Raw genomic sequence first — 14,087 nt, forward strand, 5'->3', positions numbered from 1 at the left:
TCTCTATGAAACTCGTCTTTTACTTGGAAATTGCTTCTTTCTAGAAATAACGTTCGGAATTTTCTTTTCTTCTCGTCCTTCTTCTGAAACGACTGATTTTCAGAATTCTCCTTGTCCCCACTTTGCTTGATTTGTGCTAAAATAGTAGGTATGGACAAAATTATTAAAACTATCTCAGAAAGTGGTGCTTTTCGTGCCTATGTACTAGACAGTACAGAAACTGTACGAACAGCCCAAGAAAAACATCATACACAAGCTAGCTCCACGGTCGCACTTGGCCGTACCCTCATTGCCAGCCAAATCTTGGCGGCAAACGAGAAAGGAGATACTAAAATTACGGTCAAAGTCCTTGGAACTAGCTCACTCGGAGCCATCATCACTGTGGCAGATACCAAGGGAAATGTTAAAGGCTACGTGCAAAATCCTGGAGTGGATATTAAAAAGACTGCGACTGGTGAAGTTCTGGTGGGACCATTTGTCGGAAACGGAGAATTCTTGGTTATCACAGATTATGGTACGGGAAATCCTTATAACTCCATGACCCCTCTTGTAACCGGTGAAATCGGAGAAGACCTGGCCTTTTATCTGACGGAAAGCCAACAAACACCATCTGCAGTTGGACTCAATGTTCTTTTGGATGACGAAGACAAGGTTAAAGTGGCTGGTGGCTTCTTGCTCCAGGTCTTACCCAATGCCAAGGAAGAAGAAATCGCGCGCTTTGAAAAACGCATCCAAGAAATGCCTGCCATCTCCACACTTTTGAAATCTGAAGACCATATTGAAGCTCTTCTTGCTGCTATCTATGGGGATGAACCTTTCAAACGCCTCTCTGAAGAAGAACTTCGCTTCCAGTGCGACTGCAGCCGTGAGCGTTTCTTGAACGCTTTAGCAAGTCTGCCAGCTAGTGATCTAAAAGAGATGAAAGATGAAGATCACGATGCAGAGATTACCTGCCAATTCTGCCAAACCCACTACCACTTTGACGAAAATGACTTGGAGGAACTCATTCGTGACAAATCTTAATACGCCATTTATGATCGGGAATGTCGAAATCCCTAACCGTACTGTCCTAGCCCCAATGGCTGGAGTGACCAACTCGGCTTTCCGGACCATTGCAAAAGAACTGGGAGCAGGGCTCGTTGTCATGGAAATGGTCTCTGACAAGGGAATCCAGTACAACAATGAAAAGACACTGCATATGCTCCATATCGATGAAGGCGAAAATCCTGTATCGATCCAACTCTTTGGAAGCGACGAAGACAGCCTCGCACGCGCAGCTGAATTTATCCAAGAAAATACCAAGACCGATATCGTCGATATCAACATGGGCTGCCCGGTAAATAAAATCGTCAAAAACGAGGCCGGTGCTATGTGGCTCAAGGATCCAGATAAGATTTACTCCATCATCAACAAGGTTCAATCCGTCCTTGATATCCCTCTGACTGTCAAAATGCGAACAGGTTGGTCGGACCCTTCTCTAGCAGTTGAAAATGCGCTTGCTGCCGAAGCTGCGGGTGTCTCTGCCCTTGCCATGCACGGACGAACTCGGGAGCAAATGTATACGGGTCATGCAGACCTTGAGACCCTTCACAAGGTTGCCCAAGCTCTAACCAAGATTCCTTTCATCGCAAATGGAGATATCCGTACGGTTCAAGACGCGAAGCAACGCATCGAAGAAGTCGGTGCCGATGCTGTTATGATTGGCCGTGCCGCTATGGGGAATCCTTATCTCTTCAACCAAATCAACCATTACTTTGAAACAGGTGAAATCCTGCCTGATTTGACCTTTGAAGACAAGATGAAGATTGCTTACGAACATTTGAAACGCTTGATCGATCTCAAAGGTGAACACATTGCCGTTCGTGAATTCCGTGGCCTTGCCCCTCACTACCTTCGTGGTACCTCAGGTGCAGCCAAACTCCGTGGAGCCATCTCCCAAGCTAGCACCCTGGCAGAGATTGAAGAACTCTTACAATTAAACGCATAGAAATAATAAAAGCAGGACCTCACATGAGGTCCTGTGCTATTTTTAAATAAAATAAGTTAAGCAATTCTGCAAAGAAATATAAATATGTTCTAATTTTTTTGAGCGAATCAAGAAAATGCTGAAACTTTCCGCTGTGAGAAAAGTGCTTGAAACATTACGTTTCAAGCACTCGGGAGTTTTGAAACTTTAGGTTCAAAACTAAGTCATGGAACTTCTTCGAAGTTCGCTGACGTCCGTACTCACCTAAGGAAAGTTTTTAATATGGTTTCGTCTTCAATCTGATAGGACCTCACACAGGGTCCTGTTTTTATAGATTATCTGTTTGCAGGCCGAGTTGTTTAACTCTAGCGGTGTAGTAAGTCATGATCAAAAAGAGGTTGGCTGTGATCAGCCAGATGGACCATTGGTGGAGGAAATGCATGAGGATAGCCACGCTAATAGCTCCCGCCACAAAGCTTCCAACGACAATCCCGTAATTCATGGCCTGACGCCGATACTCGACCAAATCTCCTTCCCCGCGAATGATTCGGTACAAAGCCGTCAGCATCTTGCGATAATTTCCGGAAGTCATAAAGATCACATAAGGGTGATTTTCGATCAAGCTCCCTGTAAAGGTCAACATCATCATTCCCGTCCCAAAAGCTATAAAGGGAACTTCTACAGGTGGTATGACAGACACTAAGGGAATCAGGAGTGTCACCACAAACAAAGGAATCAACATCTTGGTTCGCCAAAAGGCTGTCTTGCGATATTCTTTGATATGGAGGGCAACTACAAAGCCGATGGAAAAGAATAAAATAGATGAAAAACGCATGATGGTATTTTCGACACGGGGATCGTGCCAATCAGCGATGAGAAGCAGTAGGTTCCCAGTTTGGGTTGCGACCAAACTCCGGTAGTGCATGTGGCAAAAAACATCAAGGCCCCCTCCGATAAAACCAAGCAGAGCCCCCATCAGTCGTGTATTTTGTGGTAAGATGATTTTTTCTTCCATAGTCGTATCCCTTTTGATTTCAATTATTTTTATTATACCACTTTGCACACAAGTGGAGCAGGAAAAATCAAAAAAGCCCTTGGCTACAAAAAGTAGCTGAGGGCTGATAGAATACATCTCGCTCGACCTACTCTTTTAAGCGATAGGTCTTCCGTGGTTTTTTCTTGGGAACCCGCTTGACGCCTACTTCTTCCACAAATTCTCCGAATTTCACGAGGAAGTTATTGCTAACGATGGGGCGTCCTGGATTGATTAGATTGACCAATTCAGTTGCTTCATAAACGGTGAAGGGCTCCTCTAACAGATAGAGGAAGGTTGGATTCCAGTCCAAACGTCCCTGAATCCGCTTGATCGACTCTTGGATGATTTGATAGTGGTCAAAGGCAAAATCAGAAGCAACTAAGGCTTTCCCCTCTAGCAAACACTGGGACTTCTTGAAATCGACATCGAGAAAAACAACTTCCTTGGCATCGTCACCTGCATGGACTAAGTCTACTGCTTCTGCTGGCAGATAGACCAGATGAGCGATGGTAATGACCCAGCCTCTGGGGTCCCGCCCAGGGGTGGAAACCGTCATGAGCTGCTCCACCTTATTAACTGGAAGATCGAGACCGACTTCTTCTTTGACCTCCCGGATACAAGCATGGGTTGCATCTTCATCCTTGTTCACAAAGCCCCCCACCAAGGCTAGGCGGTGTTGATATGGGTGGGCCTTGCGGCGAATAGCTAAGAGCTTGAGCTGGCCTTCGACAAAACAGTAGGCCACCATGTCCGCTGTGACACTAGGGGTTTCATAAGTCGGTAAGTCTTGTTCCTTGTACCACTTGAGAAAGTCTGCTTCACTTGCGACCGTCTCAAAATACTCTTTCTCCGTCATTCCTGCTGGAATCAAGAGATTGGTCATTTAGGCCACCTCCTTCTTGAGGACTTTGGTCCATTGGTACCAGCCCACTAGACTATTCAGCGTGTAGACCCAGTACATCCCTTGAATTTGAATACTCTGATCCCACCAGAGGAGTTTCATAATATTGACAAAGCCTTGCTTTTTCGCTTCTCGGTGGACATTTGTAAAGTCTTGGATAAAGGTTGTGAATTTTTTAGTGAGATTGTTCATTAGGTGATTCATAAGCTGCTCCTTAGTCGGCTTGGTAGATGGCATCAATAACTTTCTTGGCTTCTTCATAGTTACCGAGGTAGTCTGATGCGAGGAAAGTGGTCGGAATGTTTCCAAGGTATTGCTGGCGCAATTGGTCTAGGTAATTTGAAAAGCTGGTGCGGATCTCTTCATCAGCCATGGTCATGTCTCGGAAACCATCATTGACATAAGAGCCGATCGGCTGAACAAAGAGGATCAAATCCCATTTTTCTTTAGACAAAATACTAACAAAGAGGTTGTCAAAGGTATCGGTCATGCTGATATCCTGGCCTTCGACTTCCATGTAGTAGTCGTAGTAACCTTTGGTCACCAGAGAATTGGTATCTGCGATGACCAGGCCTCGATTGGCACTACTATCGATGAGCTTAGAGGTTTGATCATACTGTCCTAAGAGGAGGTAATAGTAATCTTTCGGTGTGAGTTCATCATCCTGAACATTGTTCTTGATCTGGTATTCACGGGCATACTCAAGACTAACAGGAGCATCGTAAAAGCGAGCCAAGTCTTTTGCAAGGGTCGTTTTCCCGTTGCTGGCGCTCCCCATGATCAAGACTTTTTTCGTGAACTGGCGACGGAAGGGCTGGGCGATGTATTTCCAGTATTTGCTTGGATTTTCCCGGATCATGGTAGCAGAGATTCCAAAGCGACGTTCCTCTAAGTGGACTTCAAACCCTCTCGCTTCCAACTCTTCCTTGTAGGCTTTCTCCCCCACATAAAAGATCAACTCTTCTGTCTCTGTTTGATACTGGATGGTGTCAAGGGCTGTTTGTAACCAAGGTTCCCACCCCAAGGGATAACGAGGAAGTTCCGTCTCATCTAGCTTATAGACTTGGGCCAATTCATCGTTTGAGAAGGCTTCACGGATATAGCGGAAGCGTTTTTGTAAGGTCAAGCCCACTTCTTCGCCACAGTCCCCTTCATAACCAGATACGATGACACGAACACGATCACACTGACGCTTGGCCCGCTGGATCAGGTCAATATGCCCTTGATGAAGAGGAGCAAAGGTTCCAAACACCACAGCGATTCTTTCTTTATTCATACCGACTCCTTTTTATAAATAAGTTTTCTTTATGTTTTTATTGTATACTATATTTTTTGGATGTCGACACTTTTTTATAAAAAAATATATTTTTCTTCAAAACAGCAAAAAAAGATCTGAAAAGATAAGATTTTCTTTTCAAATCTTTCGACTTTTATTCACGAGTGAGGGAGTGGCTGACACCGTCTTTCAGAACCGTCACACTGGATACAGAGCCATCTTTTCCAACTACGATATCTAGAGTCGCTGCAGACCCATCGCCTGCTGAGAGATTAGCATGGTAATGGCCGTCATCCAAGGTATAGTTATAACCGCTGACGCCATAAGCTACGGGTTGACCCCCAGGAAGTTGGATGGTCACTTGACCACCTTGACCAATAGTGACTCCAGTGTCACGTTTGTCAGACCAATTCCCTGCTGCTGCGGAGAAGTCCCCTGCTGCCACGGAATAGACTCCCTTGTATTGGGCATTCTCCGTAGCAGATGCTTGCTTCTTAGCATGAGCATGACCTTCTTCTAGACTTGGCAATTTTTCTTTAGCTGGTGTTGCTGGAGCGGTCACTTCTTTTGTTTCTTTTGTTACTGGCGCTGCTGGAGTCGCTGCTTTAGCTGGAGCAGGTGTTTGACTAGCTGCAGCTTGGGTATTTTTACTACCAACGGTGTGACTTTCTTCTGATTTGCTATCAGATGACGAAGATGCAATCGGATCCTTGCTAGTGATCACTTTTTTCTTGGAAGAAGAGCTGGTTTGTTTGACTTGACTGGTCTTTGAACTGCTTGCTTCTGTTGCCTTTTCTTCTTTATTCCCGCCACAAGCTCCTAGGAAAAGACTAGCTGTAAGAGCTAGCGCTGCTAGGGAAATGATTTTTTTGTTTTTCATAACCGAACCTCTTTTTGTAACATTTGTAATATTTTGTAACGCTATTGTAACACTGTTATATGAGGCTGTCAATAGTTTCTCAAATATTTTTCTAATTTGAAAGAAGTTTTAGGTAAGTTCCTATACTATCACAAAAAGAGCCGGACACACTGTCCAGCTACTCATTATTTGTACACTTCTTGATAGAATTCGATCTTGTCCCCTTTTTTGACAGTAGTTTCTGCCGCTCCTTTAGGAGCCATTTCGCCATTGATCTTGTACATCCAGTAAAGGCCTTTGGCTTCGTCTTGACTGTGACCGTCAATCGAGGTGATCATGCCATTTTTTTCTTCAATCTTGTAGTTGGCTTTGAGCACTTTCATAAGATTGCTCTCTTCTGCTACTTTCAAGGTTTTCGATTGCGCTTCTTGACCTTCTGGCGTTACACTTACTGTAATCGAAATTTCGTTTTTCTTGGTAACTTCTGTGCTAGAAGCTGTTGGTTGATTGTTTGTGCTATGAGACGGAGTGCAACTCACTAAAAGAAGGGCTGCAAGTAAGGTCGTCAGGCTAGAAATGGTTTTTTTCAACATAAAATCTCCTAAAGATATGATAGATAATGGGATAAAAAGCGATCGTTGATAAAGCATGGGCCAGGTTAAAACTAAAACCATTGACCAAAGCATAGGTCCACCAAGGAATATGGTAAATCAAGGCATAAACACTATCGATCAAGACCCCATAAGCAAAGGACAGTAGCCCCACAAAAAGGATCTGAAGGATAAAGGGCAACCACTTGTAACTGATATGCCAAAGAAGCATCAAGCAGCCAAAGGCGACAATCTGAAAGAACACAATCAGGCTCATCCCCAGGAAAAAGGCGGAGACAAACATGGTGATCATCATAACAAGAAAAGCAAAGCTATACCCTTCAAATATCACCAAGAGAAAGAAGATGGCAGAAATAGGTTGGACATTGGGAAAGGGTGCAAAAGCCTGACGTAGGGCGACACAAAGTGCCGCCAAAAGCGAAATACGGGTTAATCGCTGAAGCGTCATGACGTCCTCCTAGACAATCTCGAACTTGATCGTTCCAGCTGTTGTTCCAACCTTGATGGTTTGCCCTTCTTGGACTTGGCCTTTCAGCAATAGCTCTGCTAGTCGATCTTCCACTTCGGTCTGCAAAACGCGACGGAGTGGCCGAGCTCCCATTTCTGGATCGTAGCCTTTGGTTGCTAGCAACTTGAGCGCTGAAGGCTGGAATTTGAGGATCATGCCTTGTTCGGCCAAGGTTGTAATGAGCGGTTTGACCATGACTTTCACCACCTGTTGCATGTCCTCGCTTGAGAGACTATGGAAGACCACCTTTTCATCAATCCGGTTGATAAACTCTGGACGATAGGTCTTCTTCAACTCTTCAAACATGCGTTTTTCCATATTGGCCTGGTCAAAGCGGATATCTTTGGCACCAAAACCAACTGTCTTATCATCTCGAAGGGCTGTTGCTCCCAGGTTTGAGGTCATGATGATAATGGTATTAGAGAAGTCGATCTTCCGGCCTTTGCTATCGGTTAAGACCCCATCATCCAAGACCTGCAAGAGGACATTGAAAATGTCGGGGTGGGCTTTTTCTACCTCATCAAATAAGAGGACAGAATAAGGTTTGTTGCGGACTTTCTCGGTCAACTCGCCCCCTTCTTCGTAGCCCACATAGCCTGGAGGGGCACCGTTGAGGCGGCTAGCCGCAAATTTTTCCATGTACTCACTCATATCAAAACGGATGAGGGCCGATTCATCATCAAACAGAACTTCTGCCAAAGCTTTGGCTAGCTCCGTTTTTCCGACACCGGTAGGCCCTAGGAACATGAACGATCCGATCGGACGTTTATTGCTACGGATACCCGATTGATTGCGACGAATGGCCCGGCTGATACTAGATACCGCTTGGTCTTGACCAATCACGCGCTTATGCAATTCTGTTTCTAAGTTTAGGTACTTCTTGGCATCAGTTTGGGTCAGTTTTTGAGTTGGAATACCCGATAATTGGCTCAAGGTCACCAAAACATCTTGGTCAGTGACCTCTTTTTTGTAGACAATGGGAGCAGCCTCTACTTGTAAGAGCTGGGCTGCTTTCTTCCACTTGCCATCCATCAAAGCCCGGTCCAATGCGGTCAACTCTTCTTTTACCTGGCCGTTTGACTCGCGGTTTTGTACGGTAGCTGCCGCTTCATCCAAGAGATCAATGGCTGAATCTGGCAATTGACGGCTGGTTAAATAGCGGTAGGCATATTTGACAGCTGTTTCGATCGCTTCATCGGTAATGGTCACATGATGGTGGTCCTGGTAGGTTTCTTTCAAGCCTTGGAGAATTTGGATGCTATCTGCAACACTTGGCTCTTCAATAGTGACTTTCGCAAAACGACGAGAGAGAGCCGCGTCTTTTTCGATATGCTTTTGGTACTCATCTTGAGTCGTAGCCCCAACTGTGCGCAAGGTCCCTCGTGCCAGGGCTGGTTTTAGAATATTGGCTGCGTCTAAGGTCGAATCAATGCCCGATCCTGACCCCATAATGGTATGCAGTTCATCGATAAAGAGGATCACGTGACCGTCTTCTTCGATATCCTGGATAATATTGTTCATCCGCTCTTCAAAGTCCCCACGGAAGCGCGTCCCTGCCACCACATTCATGAGATCCAATTCCAGGACACGCATTTGCGCGATTTCAGCTGGAACATTGCCACTAGCGACCCGCTGGGCCAGACCTAATGCAAGAGCAGTCTTTCCGACCCCAGCTTCTCCCACCAAGACAGGATTGTTCTTGGTCTTGCGGCTGAGGATTTGGATCATGCGTGAAATCTCTGCATCCCGGCCGATCACAGGCTCGAGCTGACCTGCACGCGCCATTTCTGTCAAATCACGGGTATAGTCTTCAAGACCTCCACTTGTACTTGGGGGCATGCCCATCATATTCCCCATGGTTTGGCGGTTAGGGTTTTGAGCCCGATAAAGATTCCGGATAGCTTTGATATCATTCTTGTCCCAGCCTGCCTTGTCTTCTAAATTCTTGCGAAGGGAAGCAATGGGAACACCCTTGTCTTGCTCCGTAAAGGCAAAACCTGCAAACTCCATGACTTGGCTAGCCAAAGTCCCACGGTCCGCTAGAAGAGAGAGGAGCACATGCTCTGTTCCCAAGGTCTTGGCATGAAGGACCTGGGCAATCTCCTTTGCGTGCTTCATCATCGCTTCCATCCGATAAGAAAATGGGAAGATTTCATACCGATTGTCGCTTTGAAAAGCCTGGCCTGTAATATGCTCCGCTGCATCCTGAAATTCGTCAATCTGCATAGGATAATCGTTGAGTACAGAACCTGCCACGCTATAGGGATTATTGGCCATGGCCGTCAAAAGATGCCAAGTATCTAAGGTATTCCCTTGGTAGTGGCCTGCTAGTATTTGGGCCGCTTCTATACTTTCTAACAGTGCTGTTGAATAGTTCATCTAGTCGGTATTTCCTTTTCTATCTACTTGTTGAATGATTTTTTTCAGCATATTTGCTCGTATGATGAGAGCATCTCGACCTAGAACCTCATCGGAGGTCGTCGCAAAGAACAGCTGAGTCTCACGTTTTGTCAATAATTTTTCTTCATGGAGCATCTGGAGGATATCATGGAAGACCTGCTGGCTGATGGTCTCTCCAATATTGGCTGCCAAGTCTTGAAGCATCTGATGGTGATCTGAAAACTGGACCTTGCCAATGCGGATATAGCCCCCACCACCGCGCTTGCTCTCTACAATATAGCCTCGGCTCTCGGTAAAGCGGGTCTTAATAACATAGTTAATCTGACTGGGTACGACCTGAAAGACATCTGCCAACTCACTTCTTTTGAGCTCTGCCATGCCAGCTTGAGCCAGCAAGGCCTTGATATAAGCTTCAATGCTATCAGATGTGTTCTTACTTGCCATGATGCTCCTTTCTGACTTGTTTTCTTCTAGATAGATACTCTACTCTTCAGCGCATAAAGATGCCCTTGGAGTGTTCGTTTTGATCATTGACCTTATTTGACTATTATACAATTTTTATGGCTGTAAATAAAGCAAAGACTCTGTGGAAATGGGAATCTCTTAAGAAGACAAAATAAAAGAGAGTGGGACAGAAATCGGTCATTCGTTAGAATTCGATTTCGTCATCCCACCTCCGCACAGTTGAGTAGGGCTGTAAAAGCTGATGAAATCAGCGTAGTAGAGCCCACTCAACCACTGCGTCTTGCTTGACAATCCAAAAACAATTGAGAGGCTAGGACTTTTGTCCCAGCCTCTTATGAGAAGAATCAACTACTCTTTGCGACGAGCAAATTTCTCACCTCCACCCAAGAAACCTAGACCAAGCAGGCCGAACCAAGCGAACAAACCACCTTCTTTCGTACCGGTTTGAGGTAGTTTCCCTTCCGGTTGAAGAGAAGGGCTTTCTACCTTTTCTTCTACTGGATGGTCTGCCGTCAAATTAGGAGTTGCTGGCGGAGTCGATGCTTGTAGGAGCACTGGAGTTTCTTTTTCTTTTTTGTCGTCTGCTTGAGAAAGAGTCGCAACTTCTAGCTGCTCCTTACTTGGAGTTACAAGTGTGTTTGGAGTCGGTATCTCAGGTTTCAAAGGATTTTCTTCTGCTTCCTTTGTACCGATTTCTGTCAGCTGGTCCTGGGCTTCCACTTCGACAAAGGCATCGACTTCTGTCCGAATTTCTTTACCTCCTTCTTGCCGGACCTCGATCAATTTTAAGCGACGACCGACTTTTCCTGCCTGAAGGATCCTGCTTTCGCCCTTGGCCAAATCCTTATTTTCACGCGTTTGACTCTCAAATGGAATCTCCTCCGCTTCTATGAGCAGTTCTGGCTTTTCAAGAATCAAATCCCGAACACCTTCGTCTGGGCGTGTCTGCGTCAGCGATTCATAATTGTGAGCATCTTCTAAGATGGTTTCAAGGGCTTCCACTTGATTCGCTGCAGCAACCAAATCTGGTCGCTCTTGATTCAACAACTGAGTCAATTCCGTCAATTGATGTTGAATAGTCGGTTTGAGATCTGCTTTCAAGCGATCGAGTGAAGTAGCCTTGATCTTTTCTACTCCTTCTTTGATAATCTGTTGTAGCTCTTCTTGACTGAGCAACTGACTATCTTTTCCTGATAGGACAAACCGGTCTACCTGGATGGCTCTAGATGACTGAGGATCATTGAGGGCTGGATCTAGATGCAAGCGTAGCTGGTGGTAGCCTTTTGCTAGGCCTTGCAGATTGACCAAACTCTGGTCGAGTTTGCGTTGATCTCCGTAGCCACTGAAGTAATGATCGCCTTTGATCTCATAATCATGCCCCCGCCCTTCTTCAAAGGCGATTTCTTTTCCGTCTAGGGTGACGCTGTAGAGACCATGGCTTGGATCAACCACTCCTCGAACCTCCACACCAGTTCCCTTAAAGGTGATGGTCACGTCAATGTGTTTCTTGCCTTCCTCATCGGTCACTTGGTTAAAGCTCGACCAGGATTCTGTTCCATTTGAGAAGTTTTGATTGTCTGTCTCATGATGCCAGCCTTGGCTGTAGTGCAGTTTTGGATCTTGGTCATCCACATCTTTACGATTTTCCGGAAGCAAGTCCTCGTTCATCACTTGGACTGTCAGCTCTGGAATAAAGCCGACCAGACTTCCTTGATCCGGATGCACCAATTTGACCTTAAAGTCATAGACATCTGTCGCCTTGCCTGCAAAATCAAGGGTTGGGACTTGGACTGTTTTTTCTGTCTCTCCATCTGCAAACTCGAGAGTGATATTGGTATCTTTATAAACCTTGCCATGAACCCCTGTTCCTGGTTCTGTGATTAATTTAAGACTGGCACTTCCTTTAGAGCCACCTTTTCTCTTGACGACGACTTGCGCTGGGTCGCCTTTCTTAACAGCTAGGGTTGGCTGAGCAAACTCAAAGAGACCCTTTTCTTGGTTATTGAGGGAATAAATCCCTTCCGTTGCGATCGCATTTCCCTTGCTATTGACCAAGGTCAAAGTATGGGCTCCTGCTTTCAAATCCGGTGTTTCATAAACCTTTTGGCTGCGTTTGCGGGTTGGACTTTGGGTATTAACCGTCGCTAGTTTTTGGCCATCAACATAGACATCCATTTCCCCATGACCAGGGTCTACGGTTGCGACCACATAGGCCTTGGTGCCTTCGAACTGATAGGTCACCGAAGCTCCCTTTTCCTTGGTCCACATAGAGGTGCCTCGAACGCCTTCTCCCTCTTCATTCCATTGGCTATTGGCACGGTCAGCAGTCCGGTCAGAATGATAGGCCAAACCAAGCGGATAGCCATCCGTTTCTTCAATGCTAGCTGGCGTCTTATAGACAGAGACGCCGTTCAAGATTGGAGTGGCTTGGGCATCGGTGATGGACACCCGGAGGTAGCGACTATCAACTGGTTGGCCTTTAATCAAACGGCGGTATCCAACGGTTGACCCAGCCCCAAAAGGAACCCATTGCCCATTCACCGCTACATCGATGGTAAAACCGGAAATCCGTTGCCCTTTCTCGATCGTTTCCTTGAGCTCTACCACATCAAAGTGTTGCTCTTTTCCAAGATCGAGCACAAAAGAGCCGGTCTTGGCATCATCTGCTGGTGCCCAACTGGTCTTTTCGTCGCCATCTGTCAAATGGATGGCTGAATAATGAGCATTGCGTCGTGTCGAGTCAGCTTCGACCAAAGCTCCTGCCGCATAGTCCACACTGTAGAGTTGATCCAAGGTCTGGCGGAATTCTTTCAAACGGGCCACATCCGCATCCGCAAATTTCCCATCTTGATTGGGTGGAATATTGAGCAAAAGCGGGGTTCCACGGCCGACCGATTTGAAGTAAATGTCCATCAATTCGCGCAAGGACTTAGGCTCTTGGTTGTCATGGTAGAACCAGCCGGAGCGAATAGAAACATCCGCTTCTCCCACTGAGTATTGCTTCCCTTCTGGATCCCCGTGATTGAGGTAACTGTTGGATGGATTGTTGCGGATCTTATCTGGATTGACCTTTTGCCAAACCGGATCTCCGGCAACCCCCTTTTCATTTCCGATCCAACGAACATTGGTGGGCTCAGCTGAGAAGATGGCAATATCTCCTTGGGCCTTACGAATGGCATCAAACCACTTGTCAAAGGTATAGGTGACTTTTTGAGCCCCATCGCCACGCGCTCCATCCATCCAGACTTCTACGAACTTGCCCTTGTTTCCATATTTTGGATCTTCAAGGATTTCTTTGAGCTGGTTGAGATAGTATTCGTTGTATTGGTCCTCTGTATCCACATGGTAGAGCGGGCTGTGAGCATCCCAAGGTGAGAGGTAGACCCCCATATCCATGTCATACTTGCTGGCAGAAGCAGAAACTTCGGCTAGGACATCGCCTTTTCCTTCCTTCCAACCACTTTTGGCAATGGTATGGTCGGTGTATTTAGAAGGGTACAAGAGGAAGCCATCGTGGTGCTTGACGACCATGATGGTCCGTTTGAAGCCAGCATTTTTCAGGGTTTTGATCCACTGATCGGTATCCAGATGCTCTGGATAGAAATAATAAGGATCTTCTTGCCCATCTCCCCACTCACGATCGTAGTAGGTATTCATCCCAAAGTGAATGAAGGCTGCTAGTTCTTCGCGGTGGTATTGCATTTGGGCCTTACTTGGAAGCGGTCCGTAATCCGCAATCTCAGGCTCCTCATCTAGAGAAGTGGCTGGTTGGGTTGCTTCTGTCCCTTGGCTGACTGCTCGGCTTTCTTTCTCACTCGTTGCGGGTGAAGATTGTTCTGATTCTTCTTGGTGATCTTTCACAGTTTTTTCCTCCTCCCCTTGATGCTCGACATCACTTGTGTCGACTCGTTCTTCACGAGTCTTACTCCTCTCAGCTTGTTCCTCTGCATAACTGGTAGTGACTCCTAAAAAACAAGTCGCTACGACTACAGAGCAAACCCCTACTGAGAGTTTGCGAATGCCAAATCGATTTCTCTTATCAAATAATCTTTTTCCCATATTCCA

At 46.0% G+C, this 14,087-nt stretch carries 11 protein-coding genes and 1 pseudogene; 2 read left to right on the top strand and 10 right to left on the bottom strand.

What is annotated here, in order from left to right; genetic code table 11:
- The first annotated feature begins 150 nt into the window (after positions 1–150).
- Together hslO and dusB are read left to right on the top strand one after the other, a co-directional pair.
- A complete protein-coding gene (hslO, locus tag ACVC7Q_RS09595; protein ID WP_447265682.1) occupies positions 151–1,023 on the top strand; it encodes an Hsp33 family molecular chaperone HslO in 873 nt (290 codons plus the stop codon).
- On the top strand, positions 1,010–1,987 hold the full coding sequence (gene dusB / locus ACVC7Q_RS09600) for a tRNA dihydrouridine synthase DusB (protein ID WP_223325472.1): 978 nt from the start codon (positions 1,010–1,012) through the stop codon (positions 1,985–1,987). The genes hslO and dusB overlap by 14 nt, the downstream gene beginning before the upstream one ends.
- A gap of 307 nt (positions 1,988–2,294) precedes the next feature.
- Here the strand turns inward: dusB and ACVC7Q_RS09605 are convergent, their stop codons facing one another.
- The 10 genes and pseudogenes from ACVC7Q_RS09605 to ACVC7Q_RS09650 all read right to left on the bottom strand — a co-directional run bounded on the left by ACVC7Q_RS09605 (position 2,295) and on the right by ACVC7Q_RS09650 (position 14,081).
- Entirely contained in the window at positions 2,295–2,981 is a 687-nt protein-coding gene (locus ACVC7Q_RS09605) for a YoaK family protein (protein WP_447265683.1), read from the bottom strand.
- A gap of 127 nt (positions 2,982–3,108) precedes the next feature.
- On the bottom strand, positions 3,109–3,885 hold the full coding sequence (locus ACVC7Q_RS09610; protein WP_447265684.1) for an NUDIX domain-containing protein: 777 nt from the start codon (positions 3,883–3,885) through the stop codon (positions 3,109–3,111).
- Positions 3,886–3,972, bottom strand: a pseudogene (locus ACVC7Q_RS09615) (nicotinamide riboside transporter PnuC); the annotation flags it as partial.
- A gap of 145 nt (positions 3,973–4,117) precedes the next feature.
- Positions 4,118–5,179 (bottom strand): AAA family ATPase, encoded by a 1,062-nt coding sequence (locus ACVC7Q_RS09620; RefSeq protein ID WP_447265685.1) that lies wholly within the window; start codon positions 5,177–5,179, stop codon positions 4,118–4,120.
- Positions 5,180–5,333: 154 nt separating this feature from the next.
- Positions 5,334–6,059, bottom strand: a complete 726-nt coding sequence (locus ACVC7Q_RS09625) for a hypothetical protein (RefSeq protein ID WP_447265686.1) — start codon at positions 6,057–6,059, stop codon at positions 5,334–5,336.
- Between the two features lie 164 nt (positions 6,060–6,223).
- Positions 6,224–6,631 carry a DUF4430 domain-containing protein gene (locus tag ACVC7Q_RS09630; protein WP_447265687.1) on the bottom strand — a complete coding sequence of 136 codons (408 nt, stop codon included), beginning with the start codon at positions 6,629–6,631 and terminating at the stop codon, positions 6,224–6,226.
- Complete coding sequence (locus tag ACVC7Q_RS09635) at positions 6,609–7,097, bottom strand: ECF transporter S component (protein ID WP_195423744.1); 489 nt, start codon at positions 7,095–7,097, stop codon at positions 6,609–6,611. Before ACVC7Q_RS09635 ends, ACVC7Q_RS09630 begins: the two co-directional genes overlap by 23 nt.
- Before the next feature lie 9 nt (positions 7,098–7,106).
- Positions 7,107–9,536, bottom strand: a complete 2,430-nt coding sequence (locus ACVC7Q_RS09640) for an ATP-dependent Clp protease ATP-binding subunit (RefSeq protein WP_447265688.1) — start codon at positions 9,534–9,536, stop codon at positions 7,107–7,109.
- The gene (locus ACVC7Q_RS09645; protein ID WP_447265689.1) at positions 9,537–10,001 is read right to left on the bottom strand and encodes a CtsR family transcriptional regulator; all 465 of its coding nucleotides are present in this window, start codon (positions 9,999–10,001) and stop codon (positions 9,537–9,539) included.
- A 369-nt stretch (positions 10,002–10,370) separates the two neighbouring features.
- On the bottom strand, positions 10,371–14,081 hold the full coding sequence (locus ACVC7Q_RS09650) for an alpha-L-fucosidase (RefSeq protein ID WP_447265690.1): 3,711 nt from the start codon (positions 14,079–14,081) through the stop codon (positions 10,371–10,373).
- Positions 14,082–14,087 lie beyond the last annotated feature (6 nt).

The organism is Streptococcus sp. W151, assembly GCF_053010205.1.

Excerpts from the sequence above, each read along its gene's own strand:
- ACVC7Q_RS09640 (WP_447265688.1), bottom strand. The coding sequence starts at position 9,536 with ATGAACTATTCAACAGCACTGTTAGAAAGTATAGAAGCGGCCCAAATA.
- ACVC7Q_RS09645 (WP_447265689.1), bottom strand. The coding sequence starts at position 10,001 with ATGGCAAGTAAGAACACATCTGATAGCATTGAAGCTTATATCAAGGCC.
- ACVC7Q_RS09620 (WP_447265685.1), bottom strand. The coding sequence starts at position 5,179 with ATGAATAAAGAAAGAATCGCTGTGGTGTTTGGAACCTTTGCTCCTCTT.
- hslO (WP_447265682.1), top strand. The coding sequence starts at position 151 with ATGGACAAAATTATTAAAACTATCTCAGAAAGTGGTGCTTTTCGTGCC.
- ACVC7Q_RS09635 (WP_195423744.1), bottom strand. The coding sequence starts at position 7,097 with ATGACGCTTCAGCGATTAACCCGTATTTCGCTTTTGGCGGCACTTTGT.
- ACVC7Q_RS09605 (WP_447265683.1), bottom strand. The coding sequence starts at position 2,981 with ATGGAAGAAAAAATCATCTTACCACAAAATACACGACTGATGGGGGCT.
- ACVC7Q_RS09650 (WP_447265690.1), bottom strand. The coding sequence starts at position 14,081 with ATGGGAAAAAGATTATTTGATAAGAGAAATCGATTTGGCATTCGCAAA.
- ACVC7Q_RS09610 (WP_447265684.1), bottom strand. The coding sequence starts at position 3,885 with ATGACCAATCTCTTGATTCCAGCAGGAATGACGGAGAAAGAGTATTTT.
- ACVC7Q_RS09625 (WP_447265686.1), bottom strand. The coding sequence starts at position 6,059 with ATGAAAAACAAAAAAATCATTTCCCTAGCAGCGCTAGCTCTTACAGCT.
- ACVC7Q_RS09630 (WP_447265687.1), bottom strand. The coding sequence starts at position 6,631 with ATGTTGAAAAAAACCATTTCTAGCCTGACGACCTTACTTGCAGCCCTT.